Source organism: Chitinophaga sp. XS-30, from assembly GCF_008086345.1.
Classification (GTDB): domain Bacteria; phylum Bacteroidota; class Bacteroidia; order Chitinophagales; family Chitinophagaceae; genus Chitinophaga.
In genome coordinates this window covers 1,755,841-1,772,275 of the sequence record NZ_CP043006.1, presented here as the reverse complement: position 1 = coordinate 1,772,275, position 16,435 = coordinate 1,755,841, and the positions used below count along the sequence as shown (strand labels likewise).

13 protein-coding genes are annotated in these 16,435 nt (G+C 51.4%); 5 read left to right on the top strand and 8 right to left on the bottom strand.

Annotated features, from left to right (window positions below):
* Nucleotides 1-8 precede the first annotated feature (8 nt).
* Nucleotides 9-1,466: an IPT/TIG domain-containing protein gene (locus FW415_RS07460; protein ID WP_148383642.1), complete on the top strand. Its 1,458-nt coding sequence runs from the start codon at nt 9-11 to the stop codon at nt 1,464-1,466.
* 158 nt (nt 1,467-1,624) lie between these two features.
* Here the strand turns inward: FW415_RS07460 and mnmE are convergent, their stop codons facing one another.
* The 5 genes from mnmE to FW415_RS07435 all read right to left on the bottom strand — a co-directional run bounded on the left by mnmE (nt 1,625) and on the right by FW415_RS07435 (nt 6,181).
* Complete coding sequence (mnmE, locus tag FW415_RS07455; protein ID WP_148383641.1) at nt 1,625-2,992, bottom strand: tRNA uridine-5-carboxymethylaminomethyl(34) synthesis GTPase MnmE; 1,368 nt, start codon at nt 2,990-2,992, stop codon at nt 1,625-1,627.
* 74 nt (nt 2,993-3,066) lie between these two features.
* Complete coding sequence (locus tag FW415_RS07450) at nt 3,067-3,903, bottom strand: energy transducer TonB (protein ID WP_148383640.1); 837 nt, start codon at nt 3,901-3,903, stop codon at nt 3,067-3,069.
* 46 nt (nt 3,904-3,949) lie between these two features.
* Nucleotides 3,950-4,537: a biopolymer transporter ExbD gene (locus FW415_RS07445; RefSeq protein WP_148383639.1), complete on the bottom strand. Its 588-nt coding sequence runs from the start codon at nt 4,535-4,537 to the stop codon at nt 3,950-3,952.
* Nucleotides 4,538-4,589: 52 nt separating this feature from the next.
* Nucleotides 4,590-5,255 (bottom strand): biopolymer transporter ExbD, encoded by a 666-nt coding sequence (locus tag FW415_RS07440; RefSeq protein ID WP_148383638.1) that lies wholly within the window; start codon nt 5,253-5,255, stop codon nt 4,590-4,592.
* Nucleotides 5,256-5,326: 71 nt separating this feature from the next.
* Nucleotides 5,327-6,181 (bottom strand): MotA/TolQ/ExbB proton channel family protein, encoded by an 855-nt coding sequence (locus tag FW415_RS07435; RefSeq protein WP_148383637.1) that lies wholly within the window; start codon nt 6,179-6,181, stop codon nt 5,327-5,329.
* A 572-nt stretch (nt 6,182-6,753) separates the two neighbouring features.
* Between FW415_RS07435 and FW415_RS07430 the strand changes: the two genes are divergently transcribed.
* From FW415_RS07430 to FW415_RS07415, 4 genes are all read left to right on the top strand, one after another.
* Nucleotides 6,754-9,321, top strand: coding sequence for a zinc-dependent metalloprotease (locus FW415_RS07430; protein ID WP_148383636.1), 2,568 nt, complete (start codon nt 6,754-6,756; stop codon nt 9,319-9,321).
* 320 nt (nt 9,322-9,641) lie between these two features.
* Nucleotides 9,642-10,673, top strand: coding sequence for a LacI family DNA-binding transcriptional regulator (locus FW415_RS07425; protein ID WP_148383635.1), 1,032 nt, complete (start codon nt 9,642-9,644; stop codon nt 10,671-10,673).
* A 24-nt stretch (nt 10,674-10,697) separates the two neighbouring features.
* Nucleotides 10,698-11,507 (top strand): hypothetical protein, encoded by an 810-nt coding sequence (locus tag FW415_RS07420; protein ID WP_148383634.1) that lies wholly within the window; start codon nt 10,698-10,700, stop codon nt 11,505-11,507.
* Nucleotides 11,508-11,565: 58 nt separating this feature from the next.
* Nucleotides 11,566-12,351, top strand: coding sequence for a hypothetical protein (locus tag FW415_RS07415; RefSeq protein ID WP_148383633.1), 786 nt, complete (start codon nt 11,566-11,568; stop codon nt 12,349-12,351).
* A gap of 26 nt (nt 12,352-12,377) precedes the next feature.
* Here FW415_RS07415 and FW415_RS07410 read toward each other — a convergent pair whose 3' ends face one another.
* From FW415_RS07410 to FW415_RS07400, 3 genes are read right to left on the bottom strand one after another with little or no spacing between them, the layout of a single operon-like run.
* Complete coding sequence (locus tag FW415_RS07410; RefSeq protein ID WP_148383632.1) at nt 12,378-13,793, bottom strand: alpha-L-fucosidase; 1,416 nt, start codon at nt 13,791-13,793, stop codon at nt 12,378-12,380.
* 58 nt (nt 13,794-13,851) lie between these two features.
* Nucleotides 13,852-14,061, bottom strand: a complete 210-nt coding sequence (locus FW415_RS07405; RefSeq protein WP_148383631.1) for a glycoside hydrolase family 2 protein — start codon at nt 14,059-14,061, stop codon at nt 13,852-13,854.
* Complete coding sequence (locus FW415_RS07400) at nt 13,976-16,411, bottom strand: glycoside hydrolase family 2 protein (protein ID WP_148383630.1); 2,436 nt, start codon at nt 16,409-16,411, stop codon at nt 13,976-13,978. The genes FW415_RS07405 and FW415_RS07400 overlap by 86 nt, the downstream gene beginning before the upstream one ends.
* Nucleotides 16,412-16,435 lie beyond the last annotated feature (24 nt).

Below are 16,435 nucleotides of genomic sequence, written 5' to 3'. Positions count from 1 at the left end.
ATAACATCATGAAAAGACATATATACTTATTCATCGCTGTGCTGATGTGCGCATTCATGGCCTGCCGCAAGGAAGTGCTGGATGTGCGGGACTTCGGCAAAGTGACCATTAATAGTATTTCACCGGCTGCCGGGCCTGCCGGTACTTACGTGGTTGTACGTGGCCATAATTTCACGCATCTGGCACAAGACGCAAAAGTCCGTATCAACAATGCCGAGGTACATATCGTTACCATGTCGCCGGACAGTATGCTGATACAAATACCGGAAGACGCTGTTACCGGGAAGCTGGAATTCAATTTTAACAGGACGAACCCGATCGGGGGGCATAACTATAGCGGGCAGGTAGATTCGGCTGTTACAGGGCCTGTTTATACGGTTGACGCGGCTGTTATTGCCTTGCCGATGGTCATGGAGGTATTGCCCGCACGGGGGAGGCCCGGCGCGGAGATCACCATCAACGGATATAATTTCAAGGAGGGGCAGTGCAAGGTGCTTTTCGGCGAAACGGAAGGTACGGTCACGGCAACCACCGCCACTTCCGTAACGGTGAAAGTGCCCGCTTTAGAGCCAGGTATGGTATCGCTTGTTATACAGCAGGGTACGTATACGGTGCAGGCAGGGAGATTTGAGGTGGAAGAAATACCAAAGGGGGTAAAAGAGATCTTCTGGTCATCACCGGGCAAGATCTACAAGGCTGTGATGGATGAAAACGGCAATCCCGTTATAGAAATCCTATATGACAACGCCGCCGTTTATCCCAATGGGCTAACAGTTGATCAAAAGAATGGGCGCCTGTACTGGATGGACATCAATAAAGTTTACTACGGCAGCACGGATGGCACGATCCCTCCCACCCTCATCTGCTCGTTTCCGGAAACCTTCATGCTGATAGATATTGCTTTTGACAGCCAGAACAGGGTATATATAGCTGCGGCAGACTTTGCCTTTTCCGGCAAGAATCACGTTCTGAGAATAAATATAGACGGGGCCGGAGCAGAAGAGATCTACAAGCTGGGAGAAATAATTCCCGGAGGACTAAAAATAGATGAGGCCCGCGGGAAAATATACTGGGTAGATCAAATGTTTATAGCGACTTATGAAGGCAGCATGAATGGCGAGGCAGAACAGGAAGCTAAAATGTTATTCGATGGCAGTGATGGTATTGCTTCAGCAACAAGCATTGCAATAGATGACACGCACGTTTATATCATGGACGCCGGCAACAACGAGATTTTGGTGGGTGCGCGGGATGGCTCGGGAACGCTCCGGAAGCTGCCGATCCCCAAGGAATTTATGAGCGGAGTAGGAGACCTGGAAATAGACCCGGGTAATCAATACTTATACTGGATCGTATATGATTTTATGACGTCAGGTACAATGTATCGTTGTAAAACAGACGGCACAGGAGTACAACGGATCATCGAAAATATGACCGAAGCGTATCATCTGGAGATTCTTCTATAATACTAATAAGCAACAGGTGTGAAAGGGTTTCATGCCTGTTGCTTGTTACCACATACCGGAGGTCTATGAAAGCCGGACATTTCATCAACAGGATACTGACTGATACGCATTACATCAGGCGAATAAAGAAAAGCGGATGCGATTAAAAAGGAAGACTCCTACTTCCCGATACAAAACTTCGAAAATATATAATCCAACCGATCCTCATTCGTCACCTCCCCCGCAATATCCGCCAGAAAAAACAAACACCGCCGGATATCCAGCGCCAGCAAATCCCCCGGCAACCCCTCATCCAACCCACGCTTCACATCCTGCAGCGCCGTCAGCACCTCCTGTAACGCCGCATAATGCCGCGCATTCGTAATGATCGTATTCTCCGTATTCACGGAACCTCCTGTCATCTGCTCTATCAGCTTCTCCTTCAGGTCCGCCACATGCTCCTTCGCGGAAATAAAAATAACCCCGGGAATGCTGCCGAACTTCGCGCGCGCAGCTTCTTCCCCGATCACATCCACCTTGTTGCCCACCAGCAAATAAGATCCCTGAAAAGCTTCCGCCTGTGCCTGCACTTCTTCAGCAGACATTTCGGATACATCAAAAAGATAGATCACGATACCGGCTTCCCGCATCTTTTCGAGCGATTTCTGTACCCCGATGCTCTCGATCACATCGGTGCTTTCCCGGATACCGGCGGTGTCTATCAACCGGAACAGGATGCCGCCGATATTCAATACTTCTTCTATGGTATCCCGCGTAGTACCGGCTATTTCGCTGACGATGGCACGGTTCTCATTCAGCAGGGTATTCAGCAAAGTGGATTTGCCGGCATTAGGGCGACCGATGATCGCGGTGTTCACACCATTCTTGATCACATTGCCGATACGGAAAGAACGGATAAGCTGTTCCACTTCCGCGGTGGAAGAATTGACCAGCGTATAAAGCGCGGTACGGTCCGCAAACTCCACATCCTCCTGGCTGAAATCCAGTTCCAGCTCTATCAGCGCGGAGAATTTGATCAGTTGCTCCCGCAGGGCCTGGAGCTCCTGCGAAAAGCCGCCGCGCATCTGCTGCAGGGCAGTTTGATGCGATGCTGCGGTATTGGAAGCGATCAGGTCGGCTACGGATTCGGCCTGGGTAAGGTCCAGCTTGCCGTTAAGGAATGCGCGTTGCGTGAACTCTCCGGGCCTCGCAAGGCGGGCGCCGCAAGTAATACAGGCGTCGATGATCTGCTGCTGGATATAAGGGGAACCGTGACAGGAGATCTCCACCACTTCCTCCCCGGTGTAAGACCGCGGGGCGCGATACAGGCTCACCACCACTTCATCGATCAGTTGTCCGTTCAAACTCAGCGCACCAAAGTGCAGGGTATAGCCCGGCTGCGCGGACAGGTCTTTCGCGGGAAAAAGCTTGTCTGTAATGGCTATCGCCTCCCTGCCGCTGAGCCGGATCACGGCAATGGCGCCAACGCCGGGGGCGGTGGCTATGGCTACGATGGTATCGTCCTGGCCGCCTAACTTTCCAATCATGGGCCGAAATTAAATAAAATTCCCCATCAGCTGGCTGATGGGGAATTTTGTATGCTGTTAGCTTGAGACTTTAACTATTCTTGCAGGGTAAAGCGGATCGGCAGGTTGAACTGCACTGATACCTGGCGTCCGTTCTGCTTGCCTGGTTTCCATTTCGGCATTTTCTTCACCACGCGCATGGCTTCGTCTTCGAGACCACCACCTTTTTTGGCGCCGACTGTTTTCACATCTTTGATCTGACCTTCAGAGTCTACCACAAAGGATACGAATACTGTACCGGAAATACCGTTTTCTGTTGCCAGATGCGGGTAACGGATATTGTTGCTCAGGTATTTGGCAAGGGCTGCATCACCACCCGGGAAGGTCGGAGGTTGCTCCACAAAGGTGAAGATCTCTTCTTTCGGCGGGGGAGGCGGTGCTTCTACCACACCGGTACCTTTACTGTCGCTGATAAGGCCCGGATCGATACCATTGGGATCACCTTCTACTGTTTTGGTAGATACGGCTTTCTCTTTGATCTCTTCGATCTTCGGAGGTTCCTCTTCGGCTTTTACCTCTTCATCTTTTTTGATCACCGGCGGCGTGAACTGCACGGAGGGCTTCACCGGCGGCGGTGGCGCCGGGGGAGGCGGTGGCGGAGGCGGAGTCTTCGGATCGTCCGGCAACTTCACGTCTTCCAGCTTGATGTCTTCAACTATTGGTTTTTTAACGGTTTCAACATCATTGGCTTTGATATTCATATAAATGAGATAACTGCCAACGATCAACAACGCAATAGAAGCTGTAATCAGGATGGAATTCCGCACACGTTTGTCGTAGTGCTTACGAAGCTCATAAGCACCATAGTTCTTGTTCCTGTCCTCGAACAGGATATCAAGAAAGTCGGTCTTAAGAATCTTAGCTGAATCCATTGTTAAATGTTTATTGATGGATGCAAAAAATTAGTTTTTTCCATAACTACTGAATGCCGTTGGAGGCTTCGGTAGATTTGATCCATTGCTTGTCCTGGTCGCTGATATCCACGGTTGCGTACCGCTGGATACGGTTGATTGCCATTTCATCCAATAAATCCACGAAGTTCTTGTAAGTGGCGCCATCATCTGCCTTGATGATCACCACCACATCCTCAGGTTCTCCCTTAAAGTTGCGCAGCTGTGCAACCTCATCACGTTTTTTGATGATGATATCGCGGATGCCGCCGGTGTTGGCAAATGAGGAGGCCTTGAAGAAATCCGGGTTGCTGGAAGCATTGGGGTCTTGCGCCAATCCTTCGTAATAGTAAACCTGGTCCTTTTTCCCTAACAGGATGGTCAGTGCAGTACTTTCTTTTACTTTGTTCTGCTCCTCCTCTTTCTCTGTATCCTTGGGCATGATCAGGTCCATCGTCTTCGGTTTCGACATAGTGGTGGTGAGCATGAAGAAGGTGATCAGGAGAAAACCCAGATCCACCATCGGTGTCATGTCTACACGGGTTGAAAGCTTTTTCGATTTCGTCCCCTGGTGTTTTTTACCACCGCCACTACTGCTGGTATCCATTTCAGCCATGGTAGCATTTTTTTAGTTTGTTAGAAACTTCGCATTATACTGCGCCTTCTTGTCAATGTTTTCCCTGTTGCTCAGCCTCATACAGCGCGGCAGCAGAACCCGGAGGCTTCCCTTTCAGATTGGTTACCAGGTTGAGCTTCTGTATCTTCTTGTCCTTGAAGGTATCCAGGATGTTTTTGATCACCGGGTAAGGTGTATCATTATCCGCCTGGAGACAATACTTCAGCTTGTTAAGGCTCCCCATCTGGCCCTGTACGTTACGGGCATACTCAATCCATACTCCCAGTTCGTTGTTCGCGGAATCAACAGGAATACCTTTTTCGATGTTCGAGGCTTTCCGTTCATCCGCGCTCATGTTCAGCAACTGTTTCAGGTTTTTGAGCTCAGCACCAACGCTGGACCCTATCGCAAAGTTGTTGATCTCTTTATTATCAAGGCCCAACTTGTACTGCTCGTTCAGATCCTCAATCAGCTGTTTTCTCTTTCCCTGACCGTCTATGCTGAAAAACACCCTGCCGTCGCTCGCTACTGTCAGCAGAATTACGTCAGAATCTGGCAGTAATTGCGTGTTGATAGAAGACGGAGTAACCACAGCCACCGGCTCGTCCGGTTTGAACTTGGTTGCCAGCATGAAGAAAGTCAGCAACAGGAACGCCACGTCACACATCGCAGTCATGTCGATGTTCGTGCTTTTCCTGGGCATTTTTACTTTAGGCATCTTTACTCCTTTTATTGGTTCACTTAATTAGATTCAATTCTGCAGAAATTCCACAATATAATTTACGAAAATTATTTGTGATTTGCAGCAAAGCTCTGAGTCAGCGTGAAACCAGATTCATCGATCGCGTAAGTGATGCTGTCGATGTTGGTAGTGAAGTAGTTATACATGATGATCGCGATAGCGGAAGTACCGATACCCAGGGCGGTGTTGATCAACGCCTCGGAGATACCAAGTGCCAGCTGTGCAGAATCGGGTGCACCACCGCTGGACATCGCCGCGAACGCCTTGATCATACCCAGTACCGTACCGAACAGACCTACCAGGGTTGCTACGGAAGCGATTGTGGACAGGAACACCAGGTTCTTTTCCATCATCGGCAGTTCCAGTGCGGTTGTTTCCTCGATCTCGTTCTTAATGGTCAGGATCTTCTGATCAGTATCCAGCTCATTATTGGAAATCATTTCTTTGTACTTTCTCAGACCAGCCTTGATCACATTACCTACAGAACCCTTCTGCTTGTCGCATTCTGCCAGGGCTGCATCAACATTTTTGTTGGCCAGGTGATACTGCACCTTTCTTACCAGTTCAGCACCGCTGAATTTACCTTTTGCTTTGGACAGATACAGGAAACGCTCGATCACGAAAGTGATACAGATCAGCAGGATGGAGATCAGTATCGGTACGATGAGACCGCCTTTGTAAACTGTACCAAACCATTTGCCGATACCTTCCTCAACAGGGTGATTCTCAACGTTACCGCCCATGAAGTTGTCCGGATTACCTAAAACAAGAAAGAAAAACACATACGCAATGGCAATGCAAATGGGCACAGCCAGCAAAGCAAACAAGTTGGACGACTTTTTCGCTTGATGAGAAGAGGTTTTGGCAGCAGCTGCAGTCACAGTTGTTTTAGTCTCAGCCATGTTGATTGAATTTTAGTGTTAAAAATTAAACTGTTTGTTTGTTAGTAATTAAGATTTAGATCGATTTTGTTTCCTTACACCCTCAATAATAGACTAATAATCAGTGATTCGCAAAGTTATAAGCCTTCCTCAAAAAAACAAGTGCCACTCAAAAAATTTAACCCTCAGCACGAAACGCCCACTGGCAGGGCTTTTCCTCCTTTCCACATTTATTGAGCAAACACTTAAATAAGCAAAAAAATTAATATTGATTTCACTGTCCTCTCCCAAACATTCCGCTATAATACGGAATCGATTGATTTTTTTCAAAGTTGGACGCACAATTTAAGAAAATTTTAAACTGTTCCAACAGAAATTTTAAATCCATATTTTACCTCCCTGTTTCTGACCATCGCGCATCCGGAATGTTGCCGATGCAACTGATGTTGCCACACCTTCCGGGTGGAAACCCCTTTTTATTTCCGCTCCTACCGCCTTTTAACGCTTTTATGGATTTTAACAATATATATAAATTCTTATCCCTTTATTTGCGCCTCAACTAAGTCGCTTAAAATCAATTAAACCAACAATACATGCATTTACAGAGCAAATTTGTAACGGCTTTGGCCGGCATGGTGTGCGCAGCCTGCCTGCTCACCACCCATCCGGCGGACGCCCAGCGAAAAAAGAAAAAGGATAACAAACCTGTACCTGCCGCCACAGCACCCGGCAAGGATTCCACCGCCCGCCCCCCGATGATGGGAGGAGGCCCGAAAAAAGCCGCTCCAAAGAAATTCACCGAGGTGATCACCCCCAGGGCAAAAGCCGACAGCGGCATGTTCAACATCTACAAACAGGACGACAGGATCTTCGTGGAGATCCCTGACAAACTGCTGGGACGCGACATACTCGTCGTGAGCCGTATGTCCAAAGCTCCCGCCGGCGTACGGGTGGGCATGCTGGGCTTTGGAGGCGACCAGATCAATGAAAACGTGATCCGGTTCGAAAAAGGCCCGAACGACCGCATCTTCCTCAAGAACATCTCTTTCGCCGAAAGGTCCAAAGACTCTACCCAGCCGATGTACATCTCCGTGATGAACTCCAACATCCAGCCTATCGTAGCGGCCTTTGACATCAAAGCGGTCTCGAAAGACAGCAGCGGCACCGTAGTGGATATGACCGATTACATCAACGGGGATAACGATGTCCTCTTCTTCGACGGCAGGCTCAAAAGCCAGCTGAAACTCGGCGCTCCGCAGGGTGACAAGTCCTACATCGAGGACGTGCGCTCTTACCCCGGGAATATGGAGATCAAGACCGTCAAGACCTATACCCGCAGCGGAAACTCCCCCGGCCCCGGCATGCCTCCGGTTGGCGGCGGTTTTGCCACCCTGGAGTTGAACAGCTCCCTGGTTATGCTGCCGGAAGTGCCCATGCAGCCGCGTTACTTCGATCCCCGCGTTGGCTACTTCGCCACCGGCCTCACCGATTTCGATGCGGACCCACAGGGTGTTAAAAAACTGATCATGATCACCCGCTGGCGCCTGGAACCCAAACCGGAAGACCTCGAGAAATTCCGCAGGGGAGAACTGGTAGAACCAAAGAAACCGATCATCTTCTATATCGACCCGGCTACGCCTGCAAAATGGCGCAAATACCTTATTCAGGGTGTGAACGACTGGCAGGGCGCCTTTGAACAGGCTGGCTTCAAAAATGCCATCTTCGCCAAAATGGCCCCCACCCGTGAGGAAGATTCCACCTGGAGCCTGGAGGATGCCCGCTATTCCGCCATCGTTTACAAACCTTCCGAAGTACCGAACGCCAGCGGCCCCCACGTACACGATCCCCGCTCCGGCGAGATCCTGGAAAGCCACATCAACTGGTATCACAACGTGATGCGCCTGCTCCGCAACTGGTACTTTATCCAGGCTTCCCCGAACGATGAGCGCGCCCGCAAAATGCAGTTCGATGACGAGCTGATGGGCGAACTGATCCGCTTCGTATCTTCCCATGAAGTAGGCCACACCCTGGGCCTCCGCCATAACTTCGGCTCCAGCTCAACTTACCCGGTGGAAAAACTGCGCGACAAGGACTGGGTGAAAGCCCACGGCCACGCAGCCTCTATCATGGACTACGCCCGTTTCAACTACGTTGCCCAGCCGGGCGACGGCATTACCGGCGCAGACCTCTATCCCCGTATCAACTATTACGACAAATGGGCGATCGAATGGGGCTACAAATTCATCCCCGGTGCGGACGCGGATGCGGAAAGAAGCACCCTCAACAAATGGACCATGAACCGCCTGCAGGACAAGAAATACTGGTTCGGTACGGAATCAAATCCTGACGACCCGCGCTCCCAGAGCGAAGACCTGGGCGACAATGCCATGAAAGCCAGCGCCTACGGCCTGAAAAACCTGCAGCGCATCGTGCCCAACCTCATGGCCTGGACCCGCGAAGAGAACGAAGGTTATTCCAACCTCGCTGAACTGTATAACGAAGTGCTCGGCCAGTACTTCCGTTACATGGGCCATGTTGCCAAAAACATCGGCGGCGTTTATGAAACGCCCAAGACTGTAGAACAGGCGGGCGCCATATACGAGATCACGCCGAAAGCTACCCAGAAAGAAGCGGTGCAGTTCCTGCAGAAAGAACTGTTCACTACGCCGTCCTGGCTGCTGGACAATGATATCCTGAGCCGCATCAAGGGTGAAGGCCCCACATTGATCCTGGCCCGCCAGGAAGCGGTGCTCGGCAGATTGCTGGGCGCAGGCACCATCAACAAACTGATCAACGCGGAGGCTGCCGACAAGAATGCCTACAGCGCCGTAGCGTACCTGAACGATATGCGCAGAGGCATTTTTTCCGAGCTGTACAGCAACCGGAAGATCGATATCTACAGACGCAACCTGCAAAAGGCGTATGTGAACTCCCTGTCCGGCCTCCTGAAAGCGCCGGTGGTGCCGCAGGGCCTGCCTGCCGCCTACGCTTCCATGTACCCTAATCCGACCAAATCGGATGCCTCCAGCATTGCGCGCGCGCAGCTGATCACCCTGCGCAGCGAAGCCCGCTCCGCAGCAGCAGGCACAGGAGACAGCATGAGCCGCTATCACCTGCAGGATCTCGTAGAACGTATCAATAACATCCTCGATCCCAAATAGTCATTAACAATATTGCAATGGCAGGGCCGTCTTCTTACCGGAAGGCGGCCCTGCTCCGTTTCGGGGTTATCACAGGCATAAAAAAGACCGCCTATGAGTAAGCGGTCCGTTATTTATCCCTATACTAATAAAAGTACAGGGCAAAGATATCCTTAGCGGCTGCAGCGTATCTGCGCAGTGTAGTGTTTTACCGGCGTTTCCCGGTATATCACCTGCCTGGCGGTCCCGCAAGTTCTTTTGATCTGGTGTTTCATCGGGCGCAAAAATACACCTATCAATAAAATTCCTTAATATCGCCTTCTAATCCACAGGCCTCAAAAGTGAAAGAACGCCACAACACGAACAAGATAACCATATACGACATTGCGCAGGCACTGGGCCTGAGCGCTTCCACGGTATCAAGGGCTTTGCAAAACAATCCGCTGATCAACGAGGAAACAAGGGAGAAAGTGCAGCAGATGGCCACCGAAATGGGCTATGTGCCCAACTGGATCGCCTCCAGCCTCCGGAAGAAACGCTCCAATATCATCGGGCTGATCGTTCCCCGTACCAGCATGTACTTTCAAAGTACCGCCATCAGCGGCATCCAGCATGAGGCCCATAAATACGGTTTCAGCATCGTGATCGGGCAATCGGATGAAACGGTGGCGATGGAAAAAGAACTGGTGCACACCTTCTTTTCCCTGCGTGTGGACGGGCTGCTGGCGGTTGCTTCCATGTTCACCACCAACTTCGATCACTTTTCCCCTTTCATCAAAAACAATATCCCGCTGGTATTCTACGACCGCGTACCGCTGGATTTTCCCGGATATACCATCACAGGCGATGATTTCAAAGGGGGATTCCTGGCTACCGAACACCTGATCCGCCAGGGCTGCAAAAGGATCGCACATTTTTCCGGTGTGCTGACCTGCAACCTTTACCAGCAGCGCCTTGCAGGATACAAAGCCGCGCTGGCCAAATACAAGATACCATTCGATGAATCACTGATACACATACATAACCTGACACTGGACGCTGCTACGGAAGCCGCCCGAAATATCTTCTCCGGCGACAATATCCCGGACGGCATGTTCTCCGCCAACGATACTTCCGCCGTTGCTTTCATCCAGGAAGCCAGGCGCAAAGGCATAAAAGTTCCGGAACAGGTGAAAGTTGTCGGTTACTCAAATGACCTTTCTTCCCGCATCATCTCCCCTTCCCTTACCACCATTGAGCAATCTGGTTACAGGATGGGCGAAAAAGCGGTAGAAACACTGGTGCAGCTGATCAACCACGATGAAAAGATCAAAGTACCCAAAAACTATGTTTTTGAAGTAGAACTGATCCCACGGGAATCGTCTATGCTATAATGCTCATATAAAACCTGCAACTTTATGAAAACTGTCCGTCTTTTGTTAATGGCATTAGCGGTACTTGCATTTGCCTCCTGCAGCCGCCAGATGCATACTTATGTGCCTAATCCGGCGAATGTTCCGCTACTGAAAGAAAAGAATGAATTCAAGGCTAACCTGTCCCTCACCAACTGGCAGGCGGCCTACGCGGTTTCCGACAATATTGCCGTGATGGTGAATGGCCAGTATGTATGGCGCAACCTCCTTTACGATAGTGACAGCGATGGCGACTGGCTGCTGGACCCGCATGTTCGCGGGGGATTGATAGAAGGTGGGGTGGGGTTCTTCAAAGCCGTGGATTCCCGCCAGCGAGCGATATTCGATGTGTATGCCGGTTACGGCAACGGCTCTTTCAAAACACTGGATAATGAATTTTCGGCGGACAGCATCCGCGGGAACACCAATTACCAGCTTCGCACGAAATTCCACAAATTCTTCATACAGCCCACTTTCGGTTTCTCGCACAAAGTAGTGGAGGCTGCTTTCTCCACCCGCATTTCCGTAGTGCGCTTTTACGATCAGACCATGGGCAGCAAGGTTTTCGAGAATGATGACGTCCGCCGCGAGAACTTTTTGAAGCTGGGAGACAAAGCGATGCCTTTCTTTGAGCCTACCTTCACCGTACGCGCGGGTTACCGGTATATAAAATGGCATGGCCAGCTGCTGATCTCCGTTCCGATCAATGACGAAACTTACAGCGGCTACCAGGTGGGAGATTTTTTCCAGCCGGTCTCTTTCAGCACCGGCATTTCACTGAACTTCGGGCAGTGGGTGCAGGATGCGAAGAAGTAGTGATGTAACATTTCCAGGGGGCCATCCGCTTCATTAGCGACCCTGTAAATGCACACCAATGAAAATACGTTATCCCTGGATGTTGCTTGTCTGCGTGACAGGCTGCATCTCCTGTTCCCGCAACATTTATATACCAAACCAGGTAAATGCGCCGTTGCTGCATGAAAAGCAACAGTTTAAAATAAATGTCACGCCCTCCAGCTGGCACGGGGCTTATGCCATCACGGACAAATTTGCGGTGATGGTTAACGGGCAATACACCTGGGAAAGATTTGGCGGAAAAGGTACCGGGCGTATGGGGCATTTTACAAGACCGCTGGGCGGGGTCGCAGAAGCTGGGGTTGGTGTTTTTAAAAAATTCTCTCACAAGACCAGGCCACCCGTGGTGCTGGACCTGTATGCAGGCTACGGTGCTGGCGGGTTCAGAATGGTTGAAGAGGCATATTATAGCGACAGTGCAAAAGGGACCCGCTATGACCATACCGTACGCACCAGGTTCCGGAAATTTTTTATCCAGCCTGGTATTGGCATGGTGCATAAAAGAGTGGAGCTCACTTTTACACCGCGCTTCACGTTTCTTGGTTACGCAAGGCCCTACATAGGCAGCCAGGTGTCACAGACATATATAAACCATTCCAGGTCCTACCAGATAACCTATCTTCCCGAAATGAAGAAGGCTGCCAGCAGCCCCACTTTTTTGTATGAACCGGCATTCACGCTGCGGGTGGGCACACCCCATTTCAAATGGCACTTCCAATTGCAGGGATGTATATCAAGTGTGCTTGAACCAACCGATTATTATCCTTTCATCATCATTACTACAGGTATTTCAGCGGGCTTCTAAAAACGAAGGGGGCGTTCCCCCTCCATTTATTTGATCTTTATCGCGATCGCGTGCCTTAAATTCTTCTTCCGGGCAGATTCCGGCACCTTCACCTCCACCCCGTTCCCTGCTTTCTTCCAGGATACTTTCCCCTTCACACCCAGCAGCTCCATCTTCGCGCCGCTTGCCGGCATAATACCTGCAAAGCGGATAACCGCTGGCAACTGTTCGCCTTCATCCAGCAAACAGATCGCGTAAATGGTGCCGTCTTTCTTCTGCGTAAAACATACTTTGCCATCCTTGTAAGGCGCAATGGAGCGGGTGCCGTAAATGGCGTCGCCGTTTGCCGCCATCCACTGACCGATGCTGTCCAGCTTGCGGTAAGCTTCGTCATGCCAGGTGCCATCAGGACCGGGGCCGATGTTCAGCAGGTAGTTGCCGCCCTTGGCTACAATGTCCACCAGGTTATGAATGATCGTGTTCACGGGCTTATACCGGTCGTCCGGCACGTATGACCAGGAACCGGCCATGGTCATGCAGGTTTCCCAGGGATAGTCGAGCGGTTTGTCCGGTATCTGCTGCTCGGGAGTGCGGTAATTCTCGTAAGGGCCATGCACACTGCGGTCTACCACAATGAGGCCGGGCTGATGCTGGCGGGCCATGGCGGTGATGGCGGGCATGTTGATGTCCTGGTCCTGCGCGGGCGTTTTGTTCCATGACAGGGATTCTTTGGAATGCATGTTCAGCGGGCGTACCCATCCGCCGTCCAGCCAGAGTATCTCCACCTTTCCGTAGCCGGTCATCAGCTCTTCGATCTGTTTGTAGGTGAACTGCTGAAACTGCTTCCAGCGTTCGGGGTATTTGCTGATCTCATAGTTCACATTGCGGTCTTTTGGCGGGAAGTATGGCCACCAATAGGAATCTGTATTCCAGTCCGGCTTGGAAAAATAGGCGCCGATGTGAATACCTTCTTTCCGGAATGCGTTAAACACTTCTTTGGTCACATCCGCGCGGGGATCTTTGCTGAAAGGGACGTTCGGTGCCGTAATGCGGTATTCCGACTGTTTTGTATCGAACATATTGAACCCGTCGTGATGCTTGGTGGTGAACACCATATAGCGCATGCCGGCCTTTTTTGCGGCTGTGGCCCATTTGGCGGGATCGAACTTTACAGGATTGAAGGTATTGGCGAGGGCTTCATACTGCTGCACGTATTCGTAATAGGGAATGCCGTCGGGTTTCCGTTGCGTCCAGCCTTCGTCTTCCGGACAGAGGCTCCAGGATTCCACGATGCCCCACTGGGAGTAGGTGCCCCAGTGCATCATCAGTCCGAATTTCCAGTCCTGCCACTCATCCAGCTTCTGCAGCACCAGCGGATCTTTCTCTTTCACATAAGGCTGCTCTTCCTGCGCATATCCTGCGAGGCTTGCCAGCAGGCATCCTGCCAAAAAAAATTGCTTCATCTCTGTATGTTTTTTTGATTAGTCAGCGCCACGGTAAAATATCCTCCGGGGCATTTCATTATTCACTATCTATACACGCATTGGCGAGGTGCATGATGCGTAATTGTTCCTTTACCTGTTCCCTGGTCATTTTAGTGCTGACGTCCACCACTTGTTCCTGCCCTGGCAGCAGATCGAAGTAGTTATCGGAGAAGCGGGACTGATCGTCCGTTTCCAGCGAGAGGTACACGTTCCTGGCCAGTGCGGCCGAGCGGAGGCGTACCTTCATCTTCCCGTTTATCTCCTGTACATCTGCGGCAATGGCGGCTTTGGGCAACTGCAGCAACCGGGGGTGCAGCAAAGTAGTAAAACACATTCGAGGACAATAGCTTATTGTTCTTTACCAGTTTGGAATACAATATTACCCCGGTGCTGTCCGCCCCTTTCAGGATATCGGTGACGGGGATGCTGTGCACCATTTCGCTACCGCCGGCTTTTGTGCGCACCAGCACCTGTTCGTTCCATATCTCCTTTCCGTACATATCCATCAGCTGAAGATGCAGCATGGCCGTCTCTTCTTCCGGCAGATCGCTGACCACATGCGTCAACACTCTCCCGCTTTCCTTTGAATGGCTGATCAGCACGGGGTTGTAGGCTTTCTTTACGAAGTAATGCATGGCTTTCCACCGGCCGAAATAGTCGATCCCGCTCCAGGAGGCCCCGGGCCAGCAATCGTTCAGCTGCCAGTACAGGGTGCCCATACAGAAAGGCATGGCACGGCGGTGCGCTTCCATCCCGATCTTCATGCCTTCGGCCTGCAATACCTGGCTGAGATAGAGGAATGCGGGGAAGTCCTTCGGCGCTTTATAGTAATGGTCCATATACGTTTTGATGGCGGCATTTCCTCTCGTGAAGCTTTTCTGGTGTGCCTGCATGACGTAGGAATGGATGTCCCACTGGCTGGAGTCCGCATACCTGCGCACGGTCTGTATATCGGGGAACGACTGGAAGCCGTATTCGCTCATGAAGCGGGGAACGTGGGTGGCAAAGGCTTCGAACCATTCCATACCGTGCCATACGCCCCAGTAGTGGTTATCGCCATGCCGGAAGTCTTCCTCCCTGCCCCAGTTGCTGATGGGGGAAGAGGGGAAGTAGAAGCGCCCGGGGTCGTGGGCTTTTACGGCATCGGGCAGCAGTTGCGAGAACAGGGTCTCATATCCTTTGAGCAGTTGTGCCCATTGTTTGTCCGTATAAGCATATCCATCTTTCCAGCCCCAGTTCTTTATCGCCACGGCGATCTCGTTATTCCCGCACCAGAGCGCCAGGGATGGGTGATTGCGGAGCCTGGTGATATTGTCTTCCGCCTCGGCTTTCACCTGTTGTAAAAAGTCCGGCGAGGAAGGATAAAGCGTACAGGCGAACATAAAATCCTGCCACACGAGGATGCCTTTTTCATCCGCCAGCTCATAAAACCGGTCGTTTTCATAGATGCCGCCGCCCCAGACGCGCACCATGTTGAAATGCGCTTCCTGCATGTCATCGAACAACCTTTCGTACTGCTGCGGGCTCACGCGGGGCAGGAAGTTATCCTGCGGAATGTAGTTCGCGCCTTTCATAAAAACCGGCCGGCCGTTGACCTTCACGTAAAAGCTGGTACCCATGGCATCCTTTTCATTCACGACCTCGATCGTGCGGAGACCGATGCGCTGCCGCTTTTTCTGCAGGGTATCATTTCCGCTGAGTACGATCACTTCCACCGGATACAGCTTCTGATCGCCCTGTCCGTTCGGCCACCAGCGCTGCGGCTGAGGGATGGAAAAGGGCAGTCGGAGCTGTTGTTTTCCGGCGGAGAGGGTCTTGCTGAGCTGTTCCGCCCCAAACTCGTCATGCGGACTTTTCACGATCAGCCGGTAAGTTCCCGGTTTATGTACATCCAGCGTGATGGCGGCTTCCAGTTGGGCCTGTGCGTCCGTGAGCTGCTGCTGCCGGATCCAGCTGTCTGTTATTTTCACTTTATTCCAGGCCCGGAGATATACAGGGCGCCAGATGCCGCTGGTCACGAGGCGCGGGCCCCAGTCCCATCCATAATGGTACGGCGCTTTGCGGGCGTGAACGCTCAGCGGAATATCACTGGCATCGTTGCCGGCGGGATAGATCAGGCGGTCTGCCAGGAACTTCGGCATATCCTGCGCAATGGGACTGTGAAACAGTATGCGGAGGCTGTTTTGCCCGGCTTTCAGGTGTTTCTTCACCGGGATCTCCTTCCGCACGAACATGTTCTGAGCTTTCAGCACCAGCACATCATTCACATACACATCAGCATAAGTATCCAGCCCCTCAAATGCCAGGGCTACCGCATCATGCTGCAGCAGCGCGGGCGTTACATCAATCCGGGTACGGTATTCCCAATCCTTTTTATCCACCCACTGCACCCCTTTTTCATTCGCATCGCGGAAGGGATCGGGGATCAGTTTGTGAAAAAGCAGGTCTGTATGCACGGTTCCCGGCACGGTAGCGGAACGCCAGATATTTTCATCCGTCCGGCGGAATTCCCAGGCGGACAGTTCTGTGCTGACTTCCTGCGCAAAAGCCGGCATGGCGAGCATAGCCAGCAAAAGGCTGCTTAGTAAATTTCTCATAGCGCGTAAAAATAACGGATATTT